The sequence below is a fragment of the Kineococcus sp. R86509 genome, assembly GCF_042466365.1.
Taxonomy (GTDB): domain Bacteria; phylum Actinomycetota; class Actinomycetes; order Actinomycetales; family Kineococcaceae; genus Kineococcus.
In genome coordinates this window covers 2,011,270-2,037,741 of record NZ_JAXHCE010000001.1, presented here as the reverse complement: position 1 = coordinate 2,037,741, position 26,472 = coordinate 2,011,270, and the positions used below count along the sequence as shown (strand labels likewise).

Annotated in this window: 20 protein-coding genes and 1 tRNA gene; 15 read left to right on the top strand and 6 right to left on the bottom strand. The window is 73.7% G+C overall.

Going from position 1 to position 26,472, the window contains the following annotated elements; translation table 11 throughout:
* Positions 1-5 precede the first annotated feature (5 nt).
* From SJY07_RS09790 to SJY07_RS09765, 6 genes are all read left to right on the top strand, one after another.
* Positions 6-1,535: a methyltransferase gene (locus SJY07_RS09790; RefSeq protein WP_380158714.1), complete on the top strand. Its 1,530-nt coding sequence runs from the start codon at positions 6-8 to the stop codon at positions 1,533-1,535.
* A 266-nt stretch (positions 1,536-1,801) separates the two neighbouring features.
* Positions 1,802-4,642: a type I DNA topoisomerase gene (topA, locus tag SJY07_RS09785; protein WP_380158713.1), complete on the top strand. Its 2,841-nt coding sequence runs from the start codon at positions 1,802-1,804 to the stop codon at positions 4,640-4,642.
* A gap of 86 nt (positions 4,643-4,728) precedes the next feature.
* Complete coding sequence (gene tmk / locus SJY07_RS09780; RefSeq protein ID WP_380158711.1) at positions 4,729-6,798, top strand: dTMP kinase; 2,070 nt, start codon at positions 4,729-4,731, stop codon at positions 6,796-6,798.
* A complete protein-coding gene (locus SJY07_RS09775; protein WP_328294450.1) occupies positions 6,795-7,955 on the top strand; it encodes a DNA polymerase III subunit delta' in 1,161 nt (386 codons plus the stop codon). Before tmk ends, SJY07_RS09775 begins: the two co-directional genes overlap by 4 nt.
* 29 nt (positions 7,956-7,984) lie before the next feature.
* Positions 7,985-9,532: an alpha/beta hydrolase gene (locus SJY07_RS09770; RefSeq protein WP_380158709.1), complete on the top strand. Its 1,548-nt coding sequence runs from the start codon at positions 7,985-7,987 to the stop codon at positions 9,530-9,532.
* A 112-nt stretch (positions 9,533-9,644) separates the two neighbouring features.
* Positions 9,645-10,850 carry a sensor histidine kinase gene (locus SJY07_RS09765; RefSeq protein WP_380158707.1) on the top strand — a complete coding sequence of 402 codons (1,206 nt, stop codon included), beginning with the start codon at positions 9,645-9,647 and terminating at the stop codon, positions 10,848-10,850.
* A gap of 6 nt (positions 10,851-10,856) precedes the next feature.
* On the opposite strand, the gene SJY07_RS09760 is transcribed toward SJY07_RS09765, so the two are convergent.
* Positions 10,857-11,429 carry a helix-turn-helix transcriptional regulator gene (locus SJY07_RS09760; RefSeq protein ID WP_328294453.1) on the bottom strand — a complete coding sequence of 191 codons (573 nt, stop codon included), beginning with the start codon at positions 11,427-11,429 and terminating at the stop codon, positions 10,857-10,859.
* 48 nt (positions 11,430-11,477) lie between these two features.
* Here SJY07_RS09760 and SJY07_RS09755 point away from each other — a divergent pair, with 48 nt between their 5' ends.
* From SJY07_RS09755 to SJY07_RS09745, 3 genes are read left to right on the top strand one after another with little or no spacing between them, the layout of a single operon-like run.
* A complete protein-coding gene (locus SJY07_RS09755) occupies positions 11,478-12,203 on the top strand; it encodes a class I SAM-dependent methyltransferase (protein WP_380158705.1) in 726 nt (241 codons plus the stop codon).
* The gene (locus SJY07_RS09750) at positions 12,200-13,123 is read left to right on the top strand and encodes an NAD(P)/FAD-dependent oxidoreductase (RefSeq protein WP_328294455.1); all 924 of its coding nucleotides are present in this window, start codon (positions 12,200-12,202) and stop codon (positions 13,121-13,123) included. Before SJY07_RS09755 ends, SJY07_RS09750 begins: the two co-directional genes overlap by 4 nt.
* 22 nt (positions 13,124-13,145) lie before the next feature.
* The gene (locus tag SJY07_RS09745) at positions 13,146-13,970 is read left to right on the top strand and encodes an alpha/beta hydrolase (RefSeq protein ID WP_328294456.1); all 825 of its coding nucleotides are present in this window, start codon (positions 13,146-13,148) and stop codon (positions 13,968-13,970) included.
* Here the strand turns inward: SJY07_RS09745 and SJY07_RS09740 are convergent.
* On the bottom strand, positions 13,961-14,338 hold the full coding sequence (locus SJY07_RS09740) for a VOC family protein (RefSeq protein ID WP_380158702.1): 378 nt from the start codon (positions 14,336-14,338) through the stop codon (positions 13,961-13,963). The two genes, SJY07_RS09745 and SJY07_RS09740, sit on opposite strands and share 10 nt — an antisense overlap.
* A gap of 243 nt (positions 14,339-14,581) precedes the next feature.
* Between SJY07_RS09740 and SJY07_RS09735 the strand changes: the two genes are divergently transcribed.
* Positions 14,582-14,658 (top strand) — tRNA-Thr (locus SJY07_RS09735).
* A gap of 69 nt (positions 14,659-14,727) precedes the next feature.
* Positions 14,728-15,324: a VTT domain-containing protein gene (locus tag SJY07_RS09730; protein WP_328294458.1), complete on the top strand. Its 597-nt coding sequence runs from the start codon at positions 14,728-14,730 to the stop codon at positions 15,322-15,324.
* A gap of 3 nt (positions 15,325-15,327) precedes the next feature.
* Here the strand turns inward: SJY07_RS09730 and SJY07_RS09725 are convergent, their stop codons facing one another.
* From SJY07_RS09725 to SJY07_RS09715, 3 genes are all read right to left on the bottom strand, one after another.
* Positions 15,328-18,030 (bottom strand): putative bifunctional diguanylate cyclase/phosphodiesterase, encoded by a 2,703-nt coding sequence (locus SJY07_RS09725; RefSeq protein ID WP_380158700.1) that lies wholly within the window; start codon positions 18,028-18,030, stop codon positions 15,328-15,330.
* 105 nt (positions 18,031-18,135) lie between these two features.
* Positions 18,136-19,149, bottom strand: coding sequence for a zinc-binding dehydrogenase (locus tag SJY07_RS09720; RefSeq protein WP_380158698.1), 1,014 nt, complete (start codon positions 19,147-19,149; stop codon positions 18,136-18,138).
* A gap of 140 nt (positions 19,150-19,289) precedes the next feature.
* A complete protein-coding gene (locus SJY07_RS09715; RefSeq protein WP_328294461.1) occupies positions 19,290-19,655 on the bottom strand; it encodes a hypothetical protein in 366 nt (121 codons plus the stop codon).
* A 353-nt stretch (positions 19,656-20,008) separates the two neighbouring features.
* Between SJY07_RS09715 and SJY07_RS09710 the strand changes: the two genes are divergently transcribed.
* Together SJY07_RS09710 and SJY07_RS09705 are read left to right on the top strand one after the other, a co-directional pair.
* Entirely contained in the window at positions 20,009-21,343 is a 1,335-nt protein-coding gene (locus tag SJY07_RS09710; protein ID WP_328294462.1) for a bifunctional o-acetylhomoserine/o-acetylserine sulfhydrylase, read from the top strand.
* A 92-nt stretch (positions 21,344-21,435) separates the two neighbouring features.
* A complete protein-coding gene (locus tag SJY07_RS09705) occupies positions 21,436-22,614 on the top strand; it encodes a homoserine O-acetyltransferase (protein WP_380162253.1) in 1,179 nt (392 codons plus the stop codon).
* A 47-nt stretch (positions 22,615-22,661) separates the two neighbouring features.
* Here SJY07_RS09705 and SJY07_RS09700 read toward each other — a convergent pair whose 3' ends face one another.
* Positions 22,662-24,014, bottom strand: coding sequence for a cation:dicarboxylate symporter family transporter (locus tag SJY07_RS09700; RefSeq protein WP_380158696.1), 1,353 nt, complete (start codon positions 24,012-24,014; stop codon positions 22,662-22,664).
* 38 nt (positions 24,015-24,052) lie between these two features.
* Here SJY07_RS09700 and SJY07_RS09695 point away from each other — a divergent pair, with 38 nt between their 5' ends.
* Positions 24,053-25,726: an ATP-binding protein gene (locus SJY07_RS09695; RefSeq protein WP_380158694.1), complete on the top strand. Its 1,674-nt coding sequence runs from the start codon at positions 24,053-24,055 to the stop codon at positions 25,724-25,726.
* Positions 25,723-26,421 (top strand): response regulator, encoded by a 699-nt coding sequence (locus SJY07_RS09690; protein ID WP_380158692.1) that lies wholly within the window; start codon positions 25,723-25,725, stop codon positions 26,419-26,421. Before SJY07_RS09695 ends, SJY07_RS09690 begins: the two co-directional genes overlap by 4 nt.
* The last annotated feature ends 51 nt before the right edge of the window (positions 26,422-26,472 follow it).

The window sequence follows — 26,472 nt, the reverse complement described above, 5'->3', positions numbered from 1 at the left end:
CCGACGTGAGCACTCCCAGCACCGACCCCCGCGTCCTCGTCGCCGACCTGCGGGCGGACCTGCAGGCCGCGAACTACACCGTGGACGGGGTCGGTGCGCTCGTCGGCGACGTCGCCTCGGCGGCGCTGGACCGGGAGCAGTCGCTGCCCGCGCTGCGGGCCACGGAGGGGTCCAGCGATCCCGCGGCCGTCCTGCTGCGGGTCACGACCCTCGGGCGGGCCGTGACCCGGGCCGCCCTGGACGCCGCGCTGCCGCGGACCGGGACCGCCGGGGCCGAACGGCTCGGGCTGGTCCGGGCCGCCGGGTCGGCCCCCGAGGACGAGGTGAAACCCCTCGTCGACCTCCGGCCGTACTCCGTCGACGACGCCGCCGGGACCGCCCACTGGTGGCTGGTCAGCGACCTCGGCGAACTCGCGACGGGGGAGGCGCTGTCCGCCGACCACGTCCTGGGCGTCGGCGGCGCGTCGCTGACCCTGGCCTCGGCGACGATCCGCACCCCGGTCGAGCGCGTCCTCGACCTCGGCACCGGCTGCGGCATCCAGGCGCTGCACGCCTCCCGGCACTCCCGCCGGGTCACCGCCACCGACACCTCCGAGCGTGCGCTCGACCTCGCCGCCGTCAACGCCGCGCTCAACGAGGTCGCCCTCGACCTGCGCCAGGGCTCGCTCTTCGACCCCGTCGAGGCGGGGGAACGCTTCGACCTCGTCGTCTCCAACCCGCCGTTCGTCATCACCCCGCGCACCGACGCGGTCCCGACCTACGAGTACCGCGACGGCGGGATGCCGGGCGACTCCCTCGTGCAGCGCCTCGTCGGCGGCGTGGGCGAGGTGCTCGCGCCGGGCGGCGTCGCGCAGCTGCTGGGCAACTGGGAACTGCACGAGGGGCAGAGCTGGTCCCAGCGCCTGGAGGAGTGGCTGGCGGGGACCGGGCTGGACGCCTGGGTCGTCCAGCGCGAGGTCGCCGACCCGGCGCTGTACGCCGAGACGTGGATCCGCGACGGCGGCCAGAAGTCCGGGCCCCGCTTCGACGAGCTGTACACGGCCTGGCTCGACGACTTCGCCGCCCGCGGGGTCACCGGGGTCGGGTTCGGGGTGCTGACGCTGCGCCGGCCGCTGCGCCCCGGGGCCCCGCTGCGCCGCTTCGAGGAGAACTTCGCGACGCTCTCCGACCCGCTGGGGGAGGTGTTCGCCGCCGGGCTGGCCGTGCACGACCGTCTCGCCGGGCTCGCCGACCCGGACGACCTCGCTGACCTCACCCTCCAGGTCGCGCCCGACGTCACCGACGAGCGCTTCCACACCCCGGGGGACCCGGACCCGCGGATCGTGCTGCTGCGCCAGGGCGGCGGACTGCGCCACGTCGCTCAGGTCGACGGCGACCTCGCGGGACTCGTCGGGGCCTGCGACGGGGAGCTGACCGTGGGCCAGATCACCGCCGGGCTCGCCGTGCTGGGGGAGGAGGCGGTCGGCGAGGTCCGCACCCGCCTCTACCCCCGCGTCCGCGACCTGATCGCCGACGGGATCCTGCTGCTCCCCTGAGGCGCTCGGGGGCCGGGTCGGGTTCGGGTCGTGGACTCGACGCAGCGAACCTAGCGGCGCGTGGAGTCCACGACCCACCCCCGGAGGGCGCGGGACGAGCGCCGGTTGCGGGGGACGCGACGCGGCGTGCGACATTGTCAGCGCGCTCGTTCGATGCACGGAGTGGCAGCACGGCGTGCGAGAGTGCACAGGGTGTGACGGCCCGGCGGGCCGCGCCCGACACCCGAGCAGGGTGGACGAGAAGTCGAAGGTGAGAGGCAGGACCAGTGGCGGGCAAGTCCCAGGGAACGCGAGCGTCCGGCGACGGACTGCGCCGACTGGTGATCGTCGAGTCGCCGAGCAAGATCGACAAGATCTCGACGTACCTCGGGCCGGGTTACCAGGTGGAGGCCAGCTACGGCCACATCCGTGACCTCCCTCAGCCCTCCCAGCTGCCCGACGACGTCAAGAAGGGCCCGTACGGGAAGTTCGCGGTCGACGTCGACCACGGCTTCGAGCCGTACTACGTCGTCGACGACGACAAGAAGAAGAAGGTCAACGAGCTCAAGCGCGCCCTCAAGGACGCCGACGAGCTCATCCTCGCCACCGACCGCGACCGCGAGGGCGAGGCCATCGCCTGGCACCTCGTGCAGGCCCTCGAACCGCGCGTCCCCTACCGCCGCATGGTCTTCGGCGAGATCACCCGCGAGGCGATCCAGCAAGCCGTCGGCGAGCTGCGCGACATCGACGACCGCATGGTCGACGCGCAGGAGACCCGCCGCATCCTCGACCGCCTCTACGGCTACGAGCTCTCGCCCGTGCTGTGGCGCAAGGTCCGCGCGGGGCTCTCCGCCGGCCGCGTCCAGTCCGTCGCGACCCGCCTCTGCGTCGAGCGCGAACGCGAGCGGATGGCGTTCGTCGCCGCGAGCTACGCCGACGTCACCGGCACCTTCACGGCCGACGACGGAGCGTTCGGGGCCCGCCTGTCCAGCCTCGACGGCAAGCGCGTGGCCACGGGCCGCGACTTCGGCGACGACGGCCGGCTCAAGAGCCAGAACGTCGCGCACCTCGACGTCCCCGCCGCCCAGGCCCTCGTCGACGGTCTCGCCGCCGCGAGCTTCGCCGTGCGCGGGGTGGAGGAGAAGCCGTACACCCGTCGTCCGGCGGCACCGTTCATCACCTCCACGCTGCAGCAGGAGGCGTCGCGCAAGCTGCGTCTCAACGCCCGTCAGGCCATGCGCACCGCGCAGGGCCTCTACGAGCGCGGCTACATCACCTACATGCGTACCGACTCCATCCAGCTGTCCTCGCAGGCGCTGTCGGCGGCCCGGGCGCAGGCGCGGGAGCTCTACGGCAACGAGTACGTGCCGGAGCAGCCGCGCGCGTACGCGTCGAAGTCGAAGAACGCGCAGGAGGGCCACGAGGCCATCCGTCCCGCGGGGGAGACGTTCCGCACCCCCGCGCAGGTCTCCGGTGAACTGCGCGGCGACGACTTCCGGATGTACGACCTGATCTGGAAGCGCACCGTCGCGTCGCAGATGCAGGACGCCCGCGGCACCACCGCGACCGTCCGCCTCGGTGCGACCACGGCCGACGGTCGCGACGCCGAGTTCTCCGCCTCGGGCACGATCATCACCTTCCGCGGTTTCCTCGCCGCCTACGAGGAGGGTCGCGACCAGACCCGCGACGCCGAGACCGACAGCGGTGACGACGACCGTCGCCTGCCCCAGGTCAGCGCGGGGGACGCCCTGCGCGCCTCCGACCTCGCGACCGCCGGGCACGAGACCTCCCCGCCCGCCCGCTACACCGAGGCGAGCCTGGTGAAGGCGCTGGAGGAGAAGGGGATCGGGCGTCCCTCGACCTTCGCCTCGATCATCTCGACCATCGTCGACCGCGGCTACGTGCAGTACAAGGGCAACGCCCTGGTGCCGATGTGGCTGGCGTTCGCGGTGACGCGCCTGCTCGAGGAGCACTTCCCCAAGCTCGTCGACTACGACTTCACGGCCGAGATGGAGAACGACCTCGACGCGATCTCGCGCGGTGAGGCCGAACGCGTCGACTGGCTGACGAAGTTCTACTTCGGCGCCGACGGCCCGGCCGGCGGCGTCGTCGCGACCCCGCCGAACCCGGACGGGTCCAGCGGCGGCGCGACCGCGCTCAACGGCATCAAGGGCCTCGCCGACGACCTCGGGGCGATCGACGCCCGCGAGATCTCGACGATCCCCATCGGTGAGGGCATCGTCCTGCGGGTCGGGCGCTACGGCCCCTACCTGGAGGGCCCGGACCGCGAGACCGGTGAGCTGCTCAAGGCCTCCGTCCCCGAGGACATCGCGCCCGACGAGATGACCGTCGACAAGGCCTACGAGCTGCTCACGACGCAGTCCGAGGGCGACAACGTCCTGGGGCAGGACCCGGAGTCGGGGCGCACGATCGTGGCCCGCGTCGGTCGCTACGGCCCCTACGTCACCGAGCTCGTCGAGGACGAACCCGCGCCGGAACCGCCGGTCGAGGGGGCGCCGAAGAAGCGAGCGGCGAAGAAGGCCGTGAAGGCGAAGCCGCGCACGGGGTCGCTGTTCAAGGACATGTCGGTGGAGTCCGTCACCCTCGAGCAGGCCCTGCAGCTGCTGTCGCTGCCGCGCGTCGTCGGCGCCGACCCCGAGTCCGGCGACGAGATCACCGCGCAGAACGGCCGCTACGGTCCGTACCTGAAGAAGGGCACGGACTCCCGCTCGCTGGAGTCCGAGGACCAGATCTTCTCGATCACCCTGCCCGAGGTCCTCGCGATCTACGCCCAGCCGAAGATGCGCCGCGGCCAGGTCGCCAAGCCCCCGCTCAAGGAGCTCGGTGCGGACCCCGAGTCCGGTCAGCCCATCGTGATCAAGGACGGCCGCTTCGGCCCGTACGCGACGGACGGCACCACCAACGCCACCCTGCGCAAGGACGACGACCCCGAGACGGTGACGCTGGAACGCGCCGCCGAGCTGCTCGCCGAGAAGCGGGCCAAGGGGCCGGTCAAGAAGACCGCGCGCAAGACGGCGGCCAAGAAGACGGCTGCGAAGAAGACCGCGGTCAAGAAGACGGCGGCCAAGAAGACTGCCGCGAAGACGACCGTCGCCTCCGACGCCTGACCCCTCATCCGTGATCCCGCTGGGAGTCCCAGCGGGATCACGGGCGGAGGGCGGGGGGTGTCGGACGGGGCATCTACCCTGACGACGTGACTGAGACCGCGGCGCCCGACACGGCGGTTCCGAACCACGACGTCCGGGCGTTGCTGCGTCAGTACCCCGACTTCCGCCGCATGTGGCTCTCGCTCATGCTCTCCAGCTTCGGCGACTGGCTGGGCATGCTGGCCAAGCTGGGCACGGCCGCCGGGCTGACGGTGGGGAACTCGACCCAGACCAGCGTCGCCGTCTCGACGGTCTTCATCCTCCAGCTGGCCCCGGCCGCCCTCCTCGGGCCGCTGGCCGGAGCGTTGGCGGACCGCCTGGACCGGCGGGCGACGATGGTCGTCGGTGACGTGCTGCGCTTCGGGCTCTTCATCTCCATCCCCATCGTGGGCAGCCTCACCTGGCTCTTCGTCGCGACGCTGCTCATCGAGCTGGTCACGCTGTTCTGGGGTCCGGCCAAGGACGCGACGGTGCCGAACCTGGTGCCGAAGGAACGCCTCGAGGTCGCCAACCAGATCAGCCTCGTCGCGACCTACGGATCCGCCCCGGTCGCCGGGCTCGCCTTCATCCTGCTGACCCTGCTCACCGGGGTCCTGGACAACGCCCTGCCCTTCCTCGCGGGCAACCAGTCCAACCTCGCGATGTACGTCAACGCGTTCACCTTCCTCATCGCCGCGGTGGTCATCTGGCGCCTGGACATCCCGCCGCGCCCGCCGCGTCCGCGCGAGGGCGGGCTCGCCCCGACGCTGGGCCGCGACATCGTCGAGGGCTGGAAGTTCGTCGGGGGGTCCCCGCTGCTGCGCGGCCTCGTCTTCGGGATGCTCGTCGCCTTCGGTGCCGGCGGGGTCGTGCTCGGTCTCGGTCGGGCCTTCGTGACCGGCCTCGGCGCGGGTGACCCGGGCTACGGCGTCGTGGTGATGGCCGTCTTCGCCGGGGTCGCGCTCGGGGTCTGGCAGGGGCCACGATGGCTGTCCGGGCTGAGCCGCCGGCGCACCTTCGGGCTCGCGCTCTCCGCGGCCGGGGTCGCCCTCGTGCTCGTCGCGCTGGTCGGCAACATCGTCGTCGCCTCCCTCTTCGTCGTCGCGCTGGGGCTGTTCACCGGGCTCGCCTACGTCTCGGCGTACACGTTGCTCGGCCTCGAGGTCGACGACGACGTCCGCGGCCGGACGTTCTCCTTCGTCGGCTCCAGCACCCGCGTCGTGATCATCGCCGTCATGCTCGTCGCCCCGTGGGTGGCGCGCTTCCTCGGCGACCGCACGATCGCTCCCAGCGCGCACTGGTCGGTGACGTACTCGGGCGCCTCCCTCGCGATGGCCGTCGCCGGCGTGATCACCGGGATCGCCGGGTTCGTCTCGCTGCGCCAGATGGACGACCGTCGCGGCACCAGCCTCTGGGCCGACCTCCTCGACGCCTTCCGGCACGGGGAGACGCCCGCCCTCGACGCCCCCGCCCGCGCGGCGCGCACCGGTGCCGGGTGCTTCGTCGCCTTCGAGGGCGGCGACGGGTCGGGCAAGACGACCCAGGCGAGGTTGCTCGCCGAGTGGTTGGAGGGCCTCGGTCACGAGGTCGTGATCACCCGCGAACCCGGCGGCACGGCCACCGGTCGGGAGCTGCGCGAGGTCCTGCTCAGCCACCGCGGGGACGAGCAGCCGCTGAGCCCGCGCGCCGAGGCCCTGCTCTTCGCCGCCGACCGCGCCCAGCACGTCGCGGAGGTCGTCCGGCCCGGGCTGGCCCGCGGGGCCGTCGTGCTGAGCGACCGCTACGTCGACTCCTCCCTCGCCTACCAGGGCGCGGGTCGCGACCTGCCCGCCCACGAGGTCGAGCGGCTGTCGGGCTGGGCCACCGAGGGCCTGCTGCCCGACCTCACCGTCGTCCTCGACGTCGACCCGGTCACCGCCGCCGCCCGCCGGGCCGGGCGCGCCGCCGACGACCGGATGGAAGCGGAGTCGCAGGCCTTCCACGCCCGGGTGCGCGAGCAGTTCCTGCTGCTGGCCGCCCGCGACCCCGGGCGCTACCTCGTGCTCGACGCGACCGCCTCGCCCGGGGCCGTGCAGGAGAAGCTGCGCACCCACCTCGCGGCCCGGCTGCCCGCACCGGCGAGGGTGGCCGCGCGGTGAGCGTCTGGGACGACGTCGTCGGGCAGGGCCCGGCCGTCGAGGTCCTGGCCCGGGCGGCGCTCGCGGCCCGGCGCGGGACGAACGGGATGACCCACGCCTGGCTGCTCACCGGCCCGCCCGGGTCGGGGCGGTCCACCGCGGCGCGCGCCTTCGCGGCGGCGCTGGAGTGCGAGGACCCGGTCGAGATCGGCTGCGGGGTGTGCAGCGGCTGCCGGACGGCGCTGGCCGGGTCGCACGCCAGCGTCACGGTCTTCACGACCGAGCACACCTGGATCCGCCGCGAGAACGTCGAACCGCTGATCCAGACCGCCCAGCGCCGTCCGTCGGTGGGGCGCTGGCGGGTCATCGTCATCGAGGACGCCGACCGGCTCAACGAGACGTCCGGCAACGTCCTGCTCAAGACCATCGAGGAACCGCCGCCGCAGACGGTGTGGCTGCTCTGCGCGCCGGCCGTCGACGACGTGCTGCCGACGATCCGCTCGCGCTCGCGGCACGTGCCGCTGCGGATCCCGCCCGCGGACGCCGTCGCGGAGCTGCTGGTGCGCCGGGACGGGATCGACCCCGTGATGGCCGCCTTCGCGGCCCGCGCCGCGCAGAGCCACGTCGGTCTGGCCCGGCGCCTGGCCCGTGACGAGGGCGCCCGCATCCGGCGGCGCGAGGTCCTGCGGTTGCCGCAGCGGCTGCGCGGGGTCGGCGACGCCGTCGTCGCGGCCGGGGAGCTCGTCGAGGTCGCGGCCGAGGAGGCCGGCTCCTCGACCACCGAACGCGACGCCCAGGAGAAGGCGAACCTGCTGCGGGCCCTGGGCGCCGACGGCGTCGCGACCGTCCCCCCGGCCGTGCGGGCCCAGGTCCGCCAGCTCGAGGAGGACCAGAAGCGGCGGGCGCGCCGGCACCAGACCGACGTCCTCGACCGCTCGCTCGTCGACCTGCTCGGCCTGCTGCGCGACGTCCTCGTCGTGCAGCTCGGGGCCCCGGTGGACCTGGTGAACTCCGACATGACCGGCGAGATCCGCTCGATGGCCGAAGGCTCGACCCCCGAGGACACCCTCCGCCGGACCGACGCGGTGCAGCTCGCGCGCGAGCGGCTGGCGCAGAACGTCGCCCCGCTGCTGGCGATCGAGGCGCTGGCGCTGAGCCTGCGGGCACCGAACCGCTGACCCGGTACGTCCCGTACGGTGGGAACACCATGCGCAGCACCCGAGGAGTTCTGCCGCGCCGGGCCGCGGTGCCCCTCGCCGTCGTCCTGCTGGCCGGGTGCTCGGCCTTCGGCGGCTCCGACCCGCAACCCTCCCCGGTGGGCACGGCGTCCAGCGTCGCGAGCGAACCCGCGACCGACCCGTCGCTGGCGGCCTTCTACGACCAGGACCTGCAGTGGGCCGACTGCTCCGGCGGGTTCCAGTGCTCGCAGCTGACCGTCCCGCTCGACTACGCCGCCCCGCAGGGCGCGACGATCTCGCTGGCCGTCGTGCGGTTGCGGACGGCGGCCAAGGGTGACGACCGGCTGGGTTCGCTCGTCCTGAACCCGGGCGGGCCGGGCGCCTCCGGCATCGAGTACGCCCGTGCGGCTGAGAACGTCACCTCCGACGCCATCCGGAACCACTTCGACGTCGTCGGCTTCGACCCCCGCGGGGTGGGGACGTCGGCGCCCCTGAAGTGCCTGCCCGACAGCGCGATCGACCGGTTCCTCGCCACCGATCCCACCCCGGACGACCCGAGCGAGGTGGCCGCGCTGGGCGAGCAGACGACCGCGCTGGGCGCGGGGTGCGCGGCCGCGGGGGAACTCGCCGCGCACGTCGACACCCGCTCCGCGGCGAGGGACATGGACGTCCTGCGCGCCGCCCTCGGGGACGCCAAGCTGAACTACCTCGGCAAGTCCTACGGCACCTACCTCGGCGACTGGTACGCCGAGCTGTTCCCGCAGCGCGTCGGCCGGTTCGTGCTCGACGGTGTCCTCGACCCCGCGCTGAGCAGCGTGCAGGTCAACGAGGGACAGGCCGCCGGGTTCGAGGTGGCGTTGCGCTCCTACGTGCAGGGGTGCCAGGACGGCGACGACTGCCCGCTGACCGGCAGCGTCGACGACGGCGTCGCGCAGGTCCGCGCGTTCCTCGACGCCCTCGACGCGAAGCCCCTGCCGACGAGCTCCGAGCGGGACCTGGTGCAGGGGCTCGGCTACCTCGGCGTCGCCTACCCGCTCTACGCGGAGTCGTTGTGGCCGCAGCTGTCGGCCGCGCTGAAGAGCGCGTTCGCGGGGGACGGGACGGCGCTGCTGACCCTCGCCGACGCCTACGCCCACCGCGGCGCGAACGGCGCCTACCTCGACAACTCCAGCACGGTCATCTACGCCGTGAACTGCCTGGACCGCGACGACGCCGAGACGCTGCCGCAGGTCGAGGCGACCGCGGCGCAGTTCGCGGCGACGTCGCCGACGTTCGGGCCGTTCCTGGCCTGGGGCGGTCTGGCCTGCACGAACTGGCCCATCGCCCCCGTGGGGGAGGCCCGTCCGCTGCACGCGGAGGGGGCCGGTCCGATCCTCGTCGTCGGCACCACGCGGGATCCGGCCACGCCGTACCGGTGGGCGCAGAACGTCGCGGGCGAACTGTCCTCGGGGAGGCTGCTGACCTACGACGGTGACGGGCACACCGCCTACGGCATGGGGTCGAAGTGCATCGACGCCGCCGTCGACACCTACGTCGTGTCCGGTGTCCAGCCGGACGAGGGCACGACCTGCTCCTGACCGGACCTCGCCCCGACCTCGACCCCGACTGCGCGGCGGCTACGACCCGCGGCGCGATCGGCCGCGACGTTCGGCCCACGACACCGCGCCGGTGGACACCTACCGTGACGAGGTGACCGCAGCGAACCTCTCCGCCGGGTTCGGCGTCCCGGGACGCTGGGGGCGCGCGCTGCGGATCACCGGTGACGTGCTCGTCGTCCTGGTCTGCTGGAGCCTCGGAGCCGCGCTCATCGGGGTCGGTCTGGACGAGACCCCGGGGCAGCGGGCCGACGGCTGGATCGCCCTCGACGCGCTGCTCGGCCTCGTCTGCACGCCGTTGCTGTTCCTGCGCCGCCGCCGGCCGGTGCTGGTCGCCGGCGTGCTCGTCCTCGCCTCGGTGCTCTCGCTGGCCGTCGCGGTCGCCTCGGTGGTGGCGGTGTTCTCGGTGGCCGTCCGTCGCCGCTGGCCGACCGCGGCCACCGTCACGGCGGCCGCGGCGGCGGCCGGGCTGACCCAGTCGGCGCTGTGGCCGGACCCCGACCTGGCCTGGTGGCTGCTGGTGCTCAGCCAGGTCGGGGTCCTGCTGCCGGTGCTGGCCTGGGGGATGTACGTCCGCAGCCGGCGGGAACTGGCCGCGTCCTGGCGCGAGCAGGCCGTCCGCGCCCGGGCGGAGCAGGAACTGCGCGCGGAGCAGGCCAGGACGGTCGAACGCTCCCGCATCGCGCGCGAGATGCACGACGTCCTGGCCCACCGGATCTCGCTGGTCAGCATGCACGCCGGGGCGCTGGAACTGCGGCTGGAGGGTTCCGGCGATCCCGAGGTGGTGAACTCGGCGGCGACGATCCGGCGTTCCGCGCACGCCGCGCTGGAGGACCTGCGTGACATCCTCGGGGTGCTGCGCCAGAGCGTGGAACCCGCGGCGGTCCCGCGCCCGCAGCCGACCCTGGCGGACCTCCCGGAACTCGTCGCGGAGGTCTGCTCGCTGGGGTTCACCGTCGACCTCGACGTCCGGGTACCGGACCTCGCCCTCGTGCCGGAGGCGTTGGGCCGCACGGCGTTCCGCGTCGTGCAGGAGGCGCTGACCAACGTCCGGAAGCACGCCTCGGGGCACCGCGTGCGCGTGCTGGTGGAGGGTCGACGCGGGCGGTCCCTGCTGGTCTCGGTGGTGGACCAGCCGCTGGGGTCCGGCCCGGTCCCCGTCGTCGTCGGCGCGGCGCCCGTCTCGGGTTTCGGACTCGTCGGCCTCGCCGAACGGGTCGCGCTCGTTGGCGGCCGGTTGCGGTCGGGTCCGCTCGGCGCCGGTTTCGAGGTCTGCGCGCGGATGCCCTGGCCGCGGTAGCGCTCGTCAGTCGTCGGTGTGCAGGTGGGTCCGCTCGCCGTCGCGGTCGAAGATCGACAGCAGTTCCAGGTCGCCGGCGCCGGGGTCGACGCCGATCCGGTGCGGGGTCATGGTGTCGAACTCCGCGGCCTCGCCCGGGTTCACGAGGAACGTCCGGTCGCCGAGTTCCAGACGGGCCCGCCCGGCGAGCACGGTGAACCACTCGCGGCCGGGGTGGATCCGGGGTTCGCCGACGGTGACGTGGTCGGCGCTGATGCGGGCTTTCGCGACCGTCACCCCGGCGACGGCACGTTCCCTCGACAGCAGCCAGGTGGTGACCCCGGGGCGGTGCTGGGGGAGGGCGCGGATGACCACGTCGTCGGTGCCGGTGGTGTCGACGAGGTCGTCGAGGGTGGTGTCCAGGGCCCGGGCCAGGGGGACGAGCTGGTCGAGGGCGATGCGGCGGTGGCCGGTCTCGATCCGGCTGAGCGTCGAAGAGCTCATGAAGCAGCGGGCGGCGAGGGAGTCGAGCGACCAGCCCTTGGCCAGGCGCAGGCCGCGGATGCGCCCGCGGATGATCGCGTCGATGTCTTGCTCCATGCGCAAGAGTCTATGCGTTCAGCGCAGGACCCGCCTACCGTGGAGGGCATGGACCACCACGCACCCCACGGAACCGGGCACGAACACGGGCACGCTGAGCAGGAGTCGGTGCTCGACCTCGACGCGGAGGTCTTCGGCGCCCAGCTCGGCGAAGCCCTCGACCTCGCCCCCGTGACGACCCCGCGACGTGTCGTCGACCTCGGCGCCGGGACCGGGACGGGCACCCGTCTGCTGCGGTCCCGCTTCCCCGACGCCCACCTCACCGCCGTCGACAACTCCCCCGGGATGGCGGAGCGGCTCCGGCAGCAGGGTTTCGACGTCCACGAGGCCGACCTCGACGCGGGGTTCCCGCCGCTGGGGCCGGTGGACCTGGTGTGGGCGTCCTCGTCGCTGCACCACGTCGCCGACCCGGCCGCCCTGCTGGCCGGGGTGCGCGCGGCGCTCGCCCCCGGCGGGGTGCTCGTCGTCCTGGAACTCGACGGCCTGCCGCGGTTCCTGGCCGCCCCGGGTTTCGAGGACCAGGCGCACGCGGCCGCCGTCGCGGCCGGCTGGAACCACTACCCCGAGTGGCAGTCCGTGCTGGAGGCCGCGGGGTTCTCGGCCACCCGCACGTCCCTGACCACCACCGCCCCCGACGGCCCGACGGCGCGCCGCTACGCACGGCTGTGGTTCGACCGGTTCTCAGCGGGTTTCGGGATGAGCCTGCAGGGGGTTCCGGTCGAGTTCGCCCCCCGCGTCACCCGTACCGTCTGGATCGCGGAGGTGGCCCGGTGAGGTTCGAGTGCGACGTCGTCGTCGTGGGGGCCGGTGCGGCCGGGACGTCCGGCGCGATCGCGTTGGCCCGGTCGTTGCGCTCGGTCGTCGTGGTCGACGGCGGCGAACCTCGCAACGCCGTCTCCGACCACGCCCACAACGTCCTCGGCCGGGAGGGGGTCCGCCCGCTCGACCTGCTCGCCGAGGGCCGCCGGGAGGCCGAGGGGTACGGGGTCCGGTTCGTCGACGACCGGGTCGTCGTCGCCCGGCGCGAGGGCGACCGGTTCGAACTCGTCCTGCTCGGCGGGACGACCGTGCGCGCCCGGCGGGTGCTGCTGGCGTCCGGGCTCGTCGACGAACTCCCCGACGTCCCGGGGGTGCGGGAGTTCTGGGGCAGCAGCGTCCTGCACTGCCCGTACTGCCACGGCTGGGAGGTCCGCGGGCAGCGGATCGGGGTCCTCGGCAGCGGCCCGAACAGCCTGCACCAGACGTTGCTGTTCCGGCAGCTGTCGCCCGACGTGACGTTGTTCCAGCACACCCTGGACGACGTGCCGGAGGAGACCCGACGGCAGTTCGCGGGCCTCGGGGTCCGTGTCGTCCGCGGTGAGGTCCGCCGGGTGTCCGGGACCGACGAGAACCTCACCCTCGACCTGGGGGAGACGGCGGAGACCGTCCAGGCCCTCGTCGTCGCCCCCCGGTTCCGCGCCCGGGGCGACCTGTTCGCCCAGCTCGGCGGGGAACTCACCGCGCACCCGATGGGGGAGTTCGTCCGGACGGGGATGGGCGGCGTCACCGACGTGCCCGGAGTCTGGGCTGCCGGGAACGTCACCGACCTCGGCGCGATGGTCGCGGCCGCCAGCGGTTCCGGGGTGCTCGCGGGCGCGGCGATCAACGGCGACCTCGTCGCCGAGGACGCGCGCGCCGCCGTCCTCGCCCGCTGATCACCGGTGGGAGGGTGGGCGGGTGGAGACGCAGTGGATCGAACGGGACGACGTGGACGACGCGGCCCTGGCCTACGAACACCGACCCGGTCCGGGGCCGCTCGTGGTGTTCCTGCACGCGGGGGTCGCGGACCGGCGCAGTTGGCGGGACGTGGTGCTCGACGGGACCGCGACGCTGACCTGGGACCGGCGGGGTTTCGGGGAGTCCGCCCCGGGCGGCACGGCGTTCAGCCACCTCGAGGACCTCCGGGCCCTGCTCGACGCCACCTCGCCGGAACCCGTGGTCCTCGTCGGGAACTCCATGGGCGGCGGCCTCGCGCTGGACGCGGCGCTGGAGTTCCCCGACCGGATCGCCGGCCTGCTGCTGCTCGGGACGGCGGTGAGCGGTGCCCCGTCCCCGACGGTCGCGGACCTGGAACCCCGCACGCTCGAACTCGACGCCGCGGTGGACGCGGCGGTCGTAGCCGGTGACCTCGACCGTGCGGCGGCGTTCGAGGCCGAACTCTGGCTCGACGGTCCGCTCGCCGCACCCGGCCGCGTCGGCGGGGTGGCGCGCGGGCTGTTCCTCGACATGGCCCGGACCGCCCTGGCGACCGGTGCCGCCGAGCACGGCGGTTCCGCCGTCGACGCCTGGTCCCGCCTCGGCGAGCTCGACCTCCCGGTGACGCTCGCGAGCGGCGACCTCGACGCTCGCTACTTGCAGACCCGTACCGAGGAGCTCCTCGCGCGGATCCCGGGTGCCGTGCGGGCGGAACTCCCCGGGACGGCGCACCTGCCGTCGCTGGAACGCCCCGACCTGGTCCGGGACCTGGTGCGGGGCGTCCTGCGACGGGTCGCTCAGAGGTAGGGACGCGTCGTCAGTTCGAGGTAGTGCCCGGCGGGGTCGAGGAAGTAGACCCCGCGACCGCCGTGCTCGGTGTTCGTCTCGCCGGGCCGGGTGCGCTGCGGATCGGCCCAGTGCTCGCGTCCCTGCGCGAGGAGGCGGGTGTGGGCGCGGTCGAACAGCTCCTCGTCCACGAGGAACGCGTAGTGCTGCGGCTGGATCTCCTCGACGGGCGGTTCGGCGAACTGGAGCAGCACGCCGTCGGGCAGCAGCAGGTTGGTGAACGGCCCCCAGCTCGGGGCGTCGGAGAGTTCGATCAGGTCGCGCAGGAACGCCGCCGACGCGTGGCGGTCGCGGGCGGCGACGATGGTGTGGTTGAACGATGCGGGCACGGTGCGCTCCTCGGGTGGTCACGGCGATCGGGGTCGCCGGAGAAGGAGCTCGTGCGCGCGCCCCCGGACGGGGTCGGACCGGAACCTCCCAGCGACTCGGGGCCCTGAGGGCGCACTCGGGAAGTTAGCAGCGCCTGGGCCGGTGATGGAAGACGCGGTGGAGGTGAAGAGCACCCGGGGAGTCCTGTAGGCTCACTCACCGTGCCCGTGAGGGCGCTGCAGTTGATGACCGCACCTGAAGATGCCGCCTTAGCTCAGTCGGCCAGAGCGACGCTCTCGTAAAGCGTAGGTCCGGGGTTCGATTCCCCGAGGCGGCTCCACGGAGGCCCGTCCCGCACCAGCGGGGCGGGCCTCTCCCCGTTCCCGGGCGGTGCGATCCTGAACGCACTGTGAGCCACCTCCTGGACCCCGCCGCCCACGCCGACAACTGGCTCTGGGCGCTCTGCGTGCTCCTGGCGACCGTGGTGGTCGGTGCGGTGCTGCCGGTCCTGCCGACGGGAGCGGCGGTGAGCGCGATGGCGGCGCTGGCCCACCACCGGTCCTGGGTCTCGCTGAGCGAGGTCGTCGTCGTCGGGGGAGCCGCCGCCTACGTGGGCGACCTCGTCCTCTACGCGGTGCTGCTCAAGGGGTCCCACACCCGGCTGGGCCGGTGGGTGCACCGTCGCGCGGGCGGGCTGGACGACCGGCTCGACGACCTCGGGGAGCGCCTCGCGCGTCACGACGTGGGGACGCTCACGACGTCGCGGCTGCTGCCGGGCGCGCGGATCCCGGTGATGGCCGCGGCCGCCGCGACGGAGTACCCGGTCGTGCGCTTCGCCGTCGCCAACGTCGTCCCGGTGGCCTGCTGGGCGCTCGCCTACAGCGCGATCGGCCTCGCCGGGCGCAGCGTCAGCGACCGCCCGTGGGTCGGGGCCCTCGTCGCGATCGCCTTCGGGGTCGCGGCCTCGGCCGTGGTCGGTCTCGTCCGGCGGCGGCGCGCCGGCTGACCCTCACCCCCGGGTCGTGCCCGCGGGGGAGCGCACCGCGCACTCGGCGTCGGGCAGTTCCGAGGGCGGTACCGGACGGGCGAACAGGAAGCCCTGCGCCGCGTCGCAGCTGGCGGCGAGCAGGGCGCTGAGCTGGTCGTCCTCCTCCACGCCCTCGGCCACCACGCCGAGGGAGAAGCTGTGGGCGGCGCTGATCAGCAGCCGCACCAGGTCGCCGTGGCCGGCCTCGGGGGAGGACACGAAGCTGCGGTCGATCTTCAGCACGTCCACGGGCAGCCGGGAGAGCTGACCGATCGAGGTGTAGCCGGTGCCGAAGTCGTCGATGGCGACCCGGACGCCGATCTCGCGCAGCGACCGGAGGTGTTCCAGCGCCTGCGGTTCGTCGACGAGGACGGTCTCGGTGATCTCGATCGTCAACCGGTTCGGGTGGATCCCGCTGCTGCTCAGGGCGTCCGCGACGTCGTCGAGCAGGTGCGCCTGGGCCAGGTGGCGCCCGGAGATGTTGACCGCGACGTCGAGCCCGGCGCGGTGCCCGCCCTCGGCGTCCCAGCGCACCAGCTGCCGGGTGGCCTCGGCCAGCGCCCAGCGACCGAGGTCGCACACGAGCGAGGACGCCTCGGCGACGGGGATGAACGCGTCGGGCGGGACGAGGCCGTGCCCGGGGCGCTGCCAGCGGACGAGGGCCTCGACGCTCTTGGTCCGGCCCGTGGCGAGGTCCAGGACCGGCTGGTAGTAGAGGACGAGTTCGCCGGTCTCGAGACCGGTCCGCAACGCCTTCTCGAGTTCCGCGCGGGCCGAGATCTCGATCCGCAGCTCGTCGTCGAAGACCTCGACGACCCCGCGACCCGCGTTCTTGGCCCGGTAGGCCGCGGCGTCGGCGTCGCGCAGCAGGAGGGTGGCGTCCAGCGCACCCGCCACGCCGACGGCGACCCCGACGCTGGCCCCGACCCGGACGTGCTGGGCCTGCGGCAGTCCCTTCAGCGCGACGGGGGCGCTGACGGCCCGGATGAGGCGTTCGCCGAGGTCGACGAGGCCCTTCTCGTCCTCGACCCCCTCGACGAGGACGACGAACTCGTCGCCCCCGAGGCGGCACACGACGTCGCCGCCGCGGACGGTCTCGTGCATCCGCTGCGCGACGGTGCGCAGCAGTTCGTCGCCGGCGGCGTGACCGAAGCTGTCGTTGACGGCCTTGAAGTGGTCGAGGTCGACGAAGAGCAGCCCGACGCGACCGTGCGAGCGCGCCGCGCGGTGCAGGGCGCGTTCGGTGAGGACGAGGGTCTGGGCGCGGTTGGGCAGTTCGGTGAGGGCGTCGTGCGCGGCCCGGTGGGCGAGGTCGGCCTCCAGCTGTTCGCGCTCGTGGAAGGCGGCGAGGACCTGGGTCACCGAGGCGTGCACGAACTCCCCCAGCGGACCGGGGACGGGGGTGCGCACGACCTCGCAGTCGAGGTCCCCGGCGGCGATCGCGGCGGCCTGGGCGCGGACCCGGCGCAGGCTGTCGACGGCCGCGGCCAGGCCCTGGGCGACGACGCGGACCTCCGCGGGACCGGCCTCCACGACGTCGACGAGCTCGCCGGCGGCGACCGCCCGGGATTGCTCGGCGAGGTGACGCAGCGGGCCCGCGATGGCGCGGCGGACGAGCAGCGTCCCGGCCAGCGTCACCGCGGTCACCGACCCGCAGAGCAGGAGCAGCTGGTGGTACTGGCGGGTGGCGTCGGTGGACTGCTCCTGGGCTAGGGCGACGACGACGTCCGCGACCCGGGTCAGGACCGCCCGCAGGTCCGCGCTGCGGGTGGCGGACGCGCTCGCGAGGGTCACCACGTCGGTCATCGTGGGGGAGGTCCCGGTGACGGCGACGGCCGTGAGGAGCGCGTCGACCTCGCGGGCCGCCTCGGAACCGGCCGCCGTGGTCCAGGCCCGCACCAGGGCGGGGTCGTCGCTGGTCTCGCGCACGTCCTCCGCGGCCTGCTGGTAGGCGCCCCAGACGCGGACGAAGTCGGTGCGTTCGACCGTGCTGGTCCGGGCGATGGCGCCGAGGTAGAGGGAGATCTCGTCGCTGGCGAGCGCCGCGGCGCGTGAGACCCGCTGCAGCCTCAGCAGGGCCGTGGCGACGTCGCCCTCCAGCCCGAGGGCGCGGGCGTCGTGCAGGTGCTGGTCGACCTCGTCGCCGAGGGTCGAGAGGAGGGTCTCGTAGAGCGGGAACCCGGTGGCGACGTCGTCGGCGGTCGTGGTGCGGGCGGCCCGGAGGGCGAGCGCGGTCTCGCGGGCCTGCGCCCCGGTGGCGGGCAGGGCGAGGGCGGCGGCGAGGGCGGTGTCGGTGGCGGTCGTGCTCGTCGTCCGGTCGAGGACCGGCCCGCTGCGGTCGTCGAGCAGCGCGGCCTGGGTCGGGGTGATCCCGAAGGTGGCGAGGACGTGGGGCTGGGACAGGGCCGCCTCCCCCAGGACGGGGAGGACCTCCTGGGCCACGGCGCTGCGGACCGCGTCGAGGGCGATGGCCGCCCGGACCTCCGAGAGCGCGGTCTCGGCGTCCCGGGCCCGGGTGAGCCGGTCGTCGATGGCGACGCCACCGACGGTGCTGAGGCCGACGACGGGCACGAGGACCAGGGTGAGCAGCATCGCCTGCAGCGATCGGCGCCGCCGCGGGCCCTGGGTGCCCTGGGTGCCGTGCGACGGCGTGCGGGGCGTCGGCCGCGGGCTCGGAGGGGTCACGTCCGGCGTCTCGACCCGGCCGCCGACCGACCTGAGGATCGGCGGCCGAAACCACCCGGATGCTGCGTCCTGCCTAGAACCGCAACGGATCCGGGTTCTAGAAGGTCAGGGCTTGAGGAGGACCTTCAGCGCTCCGGTGCGCGCCGCGAGGACGTCGAGGGCCGCCTGGGCGTCGGCGATGTCGAACTCGTGGGTGATCAGCGGTGTGGGGTCCAGGACACCGGTGGAGAACGCCCGGACGGCGTAGGCCCAGGCCCGGGTCGGGGCCCCGAAGACGGTCAGGACGTGGACGTTGCGCGACACCAGTTCCAGCGCGGACAGGTCGTCGGCGTCGGTGGCGGGGATGCCCGTCAGGACGACGCGACCGCCACGGCGGGCCAGGCGGACGGCCGTGCGCGCGATGCCGGGGACACCGGCGGCCTCGATGACGGCGTCGAAGGTGGCATCCAGCGTGGTGGCGTCACCGGTGTAGTGCGCGGCCCCGCAGGTCGCGGCGAGCTCGCGGCGCTCGTCGTTGTGGTGGACCACGGTGACCTCGCAGCCCGCGCCCTTGAGCAGCTGCACGCACAGCAGCCCCAGGGTGCCAGCGCCGATGACGGCCACCTTCGAGCCGACGGTGACGTCGGCGAGCAGGACGGCCTCGGCCACGCAGGCGGCGGGTTCGATGCCGGCGGCGGCGCGCAGGTCGGCGCCCTCGTCCAGCAGGTGCAGGTAGCGCGCGGGCAGCGTGAGCCACGTGGCCCACCCGCCGGAGAGGGTGAACCCGGTCTCCTCGTAGTCCTGCGGCCAGCCGTCGGTGTCGCCGGCGACGGAGGCCGGGGTGCCCTCGGCGGTGCGGATGCCCTGACCCACGACCCCGCGCCCGACGATCCCGTCGGGGACGCCCTCGCCGACGGCCACGACGGTGCCGGACCACTCGTGACCGGGGACGACGGGGTAGCGCACGAACTCCGCGGGCCGGGTGCCGGCGAAGACCTCGCGGTCGGAGCCGCAGATGCCGCAGTAGGCGACCTGGACGAGGGCCTCGCCCGGGCCGGGGTCCGGGACGGTCACGTCGTCGAGGAGTTCGAGGGTCCCGGGTTCGGTGATCCGGACCGCCCGGCCGGTGCGCTGCGTCATGGGGGCAAGGTATCCGTCCCGCGTGCCGGGTCGGATCGTTGGCCCAGCGGTGTCACGGGGTCGGATCGTTGGCGCCAACGATCACGCTCGACGACACCGTGGAGGCAACGATCCCCCTCGCCCACCCGCAGCGGCAGAGATCAGACGGAGGGGTGGCCCTCGGCGCGTTCGATGACGTCGCTCAGCGCGGTCACGAGGCTCTGCGCCTCCGGCAGCGAGAGCTGCGCGATGTCGCCGATGAAGACGCGCGGGCCGAAGCGGCGCAGGACGGTCTGGCCGTTCTCGGCGTAGGCGAGGTCGGTGGACTCCAGGCGCACGGGGCAGGGGCGTTCGGCGCCCTCGTCACCCTCGAGGGGGACCGTCTGGGCCTGGTAGCTGTGCAGCCAGCCACCCTCGACCTCGAGCCCGCGCGACGCCCAGGGCGGGGCGTCCCAGCGGATGACCTGGATCGAGTCGTCGGCCACCTGGGCCGCGCTGTCCCCGGTGGGGGTGCGCTGGTCGTCCATCGACGCTCCACGGTTGAGTAGTAGGTGCTGAAGGTGATCCCAAGAAGGAGCAGACCGTGATCGTGCAATCGCAGAGCGTTGCTGGGTCAGCCTGCCAGACTCTTCACGATTCCGCCGCGTGTTCGTGACAACACTCTCAGTTGATCTCGGTCACCGGAACCGCCGCCGTGGAGGTGACGACGCGTTCCCGAGGTTGCCTCGGGGTTCGTCCCGGCGGCACCATCGGAGCGTGCTCCCGCGCCTGGTCGTCCTCGACCCCTTCTGGCCGGGCCGACGTCCGTACGTGTTCGACGGGTGGTGTCGGCGCTCCTGAGAGCGCCCGCACCCCATCCGACCGAACCGAAGGACCCCCCGTGACCAGCGACAACGTTCCCGCCGTCGACCCGTCGACCTGGAGCTTCGAGACCCTCCAGGTCCACGCCGGGCAGACCCCCGACCCCACCACCGGGGCCCGCGCGCTGCCGATCTACCAGACGACCAGCTACGCCTTCCGCGACACCGACCACGCCGCCGCGCTGTTCGGGCTCACCGAGGCCGGCAACATCTACACGCGGATCATGAACCCGACCCAGGACACCGTCGAGCAGCGCATCGCCGCCCTCGAGGGCGGGATCGGCGCGCTGCTCGTCGCCTCCGGGCAGGCCGCGGAGACCCTCGCGATCCTCAACATCGCCTCCGCCGGCGACCACCTCGTCGCCAGCCCCCGCCTCTACGGCGGCACGCAGAACCTCTTCCACCACACGCTGCCCAAGATGGGCATCACGGTGAGCTTCGTGGAGGATCCCGACGACGCGGCCTCGTGGGCCGCGGCCGTGCGACCGGAGACCAAGCTGTTCTACGGCGAGACCATCTCCAACCCCGCCGGTGACGTCCTCGACCTCGAGGTCGTCGCGGGGGTCGCGCACGAGCACGGCGTCCCGCTGATCGTGGACAACACCATCGCCACGCCCTACCTGATCCGGCCCTTCGAGCACGGCGTCGACATCGTGGTCCACTCCGCGACGAAGTACCTCGGCGGGCACGGGACGTCCGTCGCGGGCGCCGTCGTGGACTCCGGGAACTTCGACTGGGCCGCCTCCGGCCGCTTCCCCGGCCTCACCACCCCCGACCCCAGCTACCACGGGGTCGTCTTCACCGACGCCGTCGGGAAGGCCGCCTACCTCACCAAGCTGCGGGTGCAGCTGCTGCGCGACCTCGGCCCGGCCGTCGCGCCGTTCAACGCCTTCCTCATCGCCCAGGGGCTGGAGACGCTGTCGCTGCGGGTCGAGCGCCACGTCGAGAACGCCCTCGCGGTGGCGCAGTTCCTCGAGGCCCGCGACGACGTCCTCTCGGTGAACTACGCCGCGCTGGCGTCCTCGCCCTGGCACGCCCAGCAGCTCAAGTACGCGCCCAAGGGGTCCGGGGCCGTGCTCGCCTTCGAGATCGCCGGCGGCCTCCCCGCCGGGAAGGCGTTCGTCGACGCCCTCGTCCTGCACAGCCACGTCGCCAACATCGGCGACGTCCGCTCCCTCGTCATCCACCCCGCCTCCACCACCCACTCCCAGCTCACCCCCGAGGCCCAGCTCGCCGCCGGGGTCACCCCCGGCCTGGTCCGCCTCGCGGTCGGGATCGAGAAGATCGACGACATCCTCGCGGACCTCCGCGTCGGGTTCTCCGCCGCTGCCGCCACCACGTCCCGGACCGCCTGACGCCCGCGCGTCAGGGACACTGGGACCGAGCAGGGGGTCGAGCGGGAGTGGTGGTCGTCGACGTGGTGGGTACGCAGGAACTCGTCCAAGAGGTGCCGGAGCAGGCGTCGCGGGCGCTGTCGTCGAAGGGGCCCCCGGCCTCGGGGGCGTGGCGCGAGGGCGACTTCGCCGGCCACCGGCGCTTCGCCGACGTCGGGGACCTGCCGCTGCAGCTCGGCGGTGTCCTGCCGCAGGTCCGACTCGCCTACGAGACGTGGGGCACGCTGAACGCCGACGCCTCCAACGCCGTCCTCGTCGAGCACGCCCTCACCGGTGACGCCCACGTCACCGGTGAGGCCGGGCCCGGCCACCCCACCGCCGGCTGGTGGTCGACGCTCGTCGGGCCCGGCAAGGCCCTCGACACCGAGCGGTACTTCGTCGTCGCGGCCAACGTCGTCGGCGGCTGCCAGGGCTCGACCGGCCCCTCCTCCGCCCGCCCCGGCACCGACCGGGCGTGGGGTTCGGCCTTCCCGCGGATCACCGTCGCCGACCAGGTCGCGGCCGAGGCCCGCCTGGCCGACGTCCTCGACATCGCCCGCTTCGTCGCCGTCCTGGGCGGCTCCATGGGGGGCATGCGCTCGCTGGAATGGGCTGCGGCGCAACCTGACCGCGTGGGGTCCGCGCTCGTCCTCGCGACCACGGCCGCCTCCGGGGCCGACCAGATCGGCGCCCAGAGCGCCCAGCTCGCGGCGATCCTCGGCGACCCGGGCTGGCGCGGCGGCGACTACCACGGCGCCCCGGACGGGCACGGTCCGCACATCGGCCTCGGCCTCGCCCGCCGCCTCGCGCACCTGACCTACCGCAGCGCCGCCGAGCTCGACAGCCGCTTCGGCCGCTCCGCGCAGTTCGGCGAGGACCCGCTCGCGCCCCGCGAACCCGGCCGCTACGCCGTGCAGAGCTACCTCGACCACCACGCCGAGAAGCTCGTGCGACGCTTCGACGCCGGCTCCTACGTCGCCCTCACCGACGCCATGAACACCTGGGACGTCGGCCTGGGTCGCGGCGGGACCGAGCAGGCGCTCGCCGCCGTCACCGTGCCGCTGGTCGTCGTGGCCGTCGACTCCGACCGGCTATACCCCGTCGAGGACTCGCGCCGCATCGTCGCCGCGGCCCCCGCCGCCGTCGGTGGGTTGCGGGTGGTGACGTCGGTCTCCGGGCACGACGGGTTCCTGCTCGAGTCCGACCAGATCGCGCCGCTCGTCCTCGAGACGCTGGCCCTCGGCACCCGCTGACCGGTGATCCCGCCGGTGGTCCCAGCGCGATCACCGGTCAGAGGCGGTCAGGCGGTGGGGACGTGCGCCCCGTCGCGGACGTCGGTGGCGGTGTGGGTCGGGTCCATCGAGCGTTCGTCGAAGGGGATCTCCCCGGCCAGGACCCGCGTCGCGCGGGCGTGGTCGATCTGGTGGGTCCAGGTGCCGATGACGACGGTGCCCACCGAGTTGCCGATGAAGTTCGTCACCGCGCGGGCCTCGGACATGAACCGGTCGATCCCCACGATGAGCCCGACCCCGTCCAGCAGCGCGGGTTTGTGCGAGGCGAGGCCACCGGCCAGCGTCGCCAGGCCGGCGCCGGACACCCCGGCGGCGCCCTTGGAGGCGATGACCATGAACACCAGCAGCGAGACCTGCTCGCCCACCGACATCGGCTGGCCGAGGGAGTTGGCGATGAACAGCGAGGCCATCGTCAGGTAGATCGCGGTGCCGTCCAGGTTGAAGGAGTAGCCCGTCGGGACGGTGATGCCGACGGTCGGCTTCGAGACCCCGAGGTGCTCCATCTTCGCGATGAGCCGGGGCAGCGCCGTCTCGGAACTCGAGGTCGAGACGATGAGCAGGAGTTCCCGGGCGACGTAGCGCAGCAGCTTGAAGATCGACATCTTCGCGACGATCCGCAGCATCAGGCCCAGGACGATGAACACGAACAGCGCGCAGGTGACGTAGAAGCCGACCATCACCGTCAGGAGCGCCTTCAACGCGTCCACGCCGGTCTCCCCGACGACGGCCGCGATCGCGCCGAACGCCCCGATGGGGGCGACCCACATGATCATCGACAGGACCTTGAACACGACCTTCTGGATCGTCTGGACCCCGCGCAGCGCGACCTGACCGGGTTCCCCGAGCGCCTGGATCGCGAAACCGACGAGCAGGGCGACGAACAGGGCCTGCAGTACCGACCCCGCGGTCAGCGCGGAGAACAACGTCGTCGGGATGATGCTCAGCAGGAACCCGGAGGTCCCCTGGGTCTCGGACTTCGGTACGAGGCCGGGTCCGGCCTTCCTCAGGTCGTCGGTGAGCTGCAGGTCGGTGACCGGCAGCAGGTTCCCCACGACGAGGCCGATGACGAGGGCGAAGCCGCTCATCACCAGGAAGTAGAGCAGCGCCGTCCCGCCGACCTTCCCGACGGACGCGGCCTGGCGGACGGAACCCACCCCGAGGACGATCGTGCAGAAGATGATCGGCCCGATCATCATCTTCACCAGGGCGACGAACCCCGTCCCGAGCGGCTTCAGCTCCTTGCCGACGTCGGGGAAGATCAGACCGACGGCGATGCCGAGGGCGACGGCGACGATCACCGCGATGTAGAGGAAGTGCGTGCGGTCACGCTTGACCGTCTGGTTCTGAGCGCCAGTGCTCATGGGACCCTCTCGGTGACGTTCGGATGCTGGAGGTGATCGTGGTCACACCGACCCCGTCACGTCCCGCTTCCGGTCGTTTCGTTCACGAACGCGGGCACCGGCCGGGGCACTGGACCCTCGCCTCGCGCGTCCTCGTCCTGCAGCTGCTCGTCGTGCTCGTCGTCGTCCTCGGCGCGACGGCCGCCCTGGGCTGGCAGCTGCGCAGCGACACCCGCCGCGACGCCACCACCGAGGTCACCGACGTCGCCGCCGCCGTCGCGCAGTCGCCCGACGTGCAGGCCGGGCTCGAGGACCCCGCGACCGCGGACCGCGCCGGGATCCAGCGTCACGTCGAGGCCGTCCGGACGGCCACCGGCGTCGACTTCATCACCGTCATGGACCGCGACGCGATCCGCTGGACCCACCCCGACCCCGCCCAGGTCGGGAAGCCGTTCCTCGGCCACAGCGCCCCCGCCCTGGCCGGCGGGGAGGTCATCGAGACCTACACCGGCACCCTCGGCCCCTCGGTGCGCACCGTGCTGCCCGTCCGCGCTCAGGGCGGGGCCGTCGTCGGCGCGGTCGCCGTCGGGGTGACGACCCGCTCGGTCACCGCCGACCTGCTCGACCGGCTGCCCGTCCTGCTCCTCGCCCTCGCCCTCGCCCTCGGGCTCTCGTTCGCCGGCAGCTGGGCGCTCTCGCGCTGGGTCCGCCGCCGCACCCACGGCCTCGAACCCACCGACCTGACCCGCCTCTGGGAGGTCAACGACGCCGTCCTGCACTCGCTGCGCGAAGGCCTCGTCGTCCTCGACCCCGCCGGGCGGGTCCAGGTCGTCAACGACGAGGCCCGCCGGCTGCTGCCCACCGCCCCCGACGGGGAGCTGGAGATCCCGCCCGCCGTGCAGCGCCTCCTCGACGCCGACGAGGACGTCGTCGACGACCTGCAGGTCAGCGACGACCGCGTCCTCGTGGTCAACCGGCTCGACGCCCGCTGGGAGGGCCGCCGCGTCGGCACCGTCGTGACCCTGCGCGACCACACCGAGCTGCAGGCCCTGACCCGCGACCTCGACGCCGTCCGCGGTCTCGCCGACGCGCTGCGCTCCCAGGCCCACGAGGCCGCGAACCGGCTGCACGTCGTCGTCACCCTCGTCGAGCAGGGCCAGCCCGAACGCGCCGTCGCCTTCGCCACCTCCGAGCTCGCCGCCGCCCAGCAGCTCACCGACCTCGTCGTCGCAGACGTCGCCGACCCGGCGGTCGCCGCACTGCTCATCGGCAAGTCCGCCCAGGCCGCCGAACGCGGCGTCGAGCTCGAGGTCGAACCCGACACGGCGCTCGCCGACGGACTGCTGCCCGCGCGCGACCTGGTCACCGTCGTCGGGAACCTCGTCGACAACGCCGTCGAGGCCGCGCTGGACGGGGTGGGACCCCGCTGGGTGCGGGTCCGGATCACCGGGGGCGGGGGAGCCGTCGAGGTCCGGGTGACGGACTCGGGGGAGGGCCTGCCGCCCGGCTGGCTGGAGCGGGCGATGCGCCGCGGCTGGTCGCGCAAGGAGAACCGGCTGGCCCCCGAGGGAACCCACGGGCTCGGGCTGGCCCTCGTCGGGCAGGTCGTGCGCCGCCACGAGGGGACGATCGCCGTCGAGGAACCCGTGACCCTCGACGACGGCGGCGGGACGATCGTGGTGCGACTCCCGTGCGGGGTGGCGTGCGGGGTGGCGTGCGGGGTGGTGACGTGATCCGGGTCCTCGTCGTCGAGGACGACCCGGTGCTCGCCGCCGGGCACGCCGAGAAGGTCTCGGCGATCCCGGGGTTCGTCGTCGTCGCCGCCGTGCACTCCGGGCGGGAGGCGCTCGCGGCCGTCGGCGCCGCCGGTGCGGACACCCCGATCGACCTGGTGCTGCTGGACATGACGTTGCCGGACGTCGACGGGCTGCAGGTGCTGCGCGCGTTGCGGGCCGCCGCCGTCCCCGCCGACGTCATCGCCGTGACGGCCGTCCGCGAACCCGCGACCGTGCGGGCGTCGTTGTCGATGGGGGTCGTGCAGTACCTGCTGAAACCCTTCTCGGCCGCCGCGCTGGAGGAACGACTCCTCGCCTACGCGCGGTTCCGGGCCGACGTCGTCGCCGCCTCGGGGGAGCACGGCATCGACCAGCAGGCCATCGACGAGGCGCTCTCGCAGTTGCGCACCGCCGCCGGCCCCGCCCGCGGGATCGCCGCGCCGACGTTGCTGGCCGTCGTGGCGGCGCTACGGGAAGCATCTGCGGCGCAAGGGTTGTCAGCGACCGAGGTGGCCGCGGTGACGGGATTGTCGCGGGTCAGCGCGCGACGCTACCTGGAGCACCTGTCCGGTGCGGGCCGGGTGCGGCGCGAACCCCGCTACGGCGGATCCGGTCGCCCCGAACTCGCCTACCTGCCGACGTCCGCCCTCTGAGACCCGTCCCTCGACGACGGGTGGGAGGCCCGCTCCCCTAAGGTGCGGAGC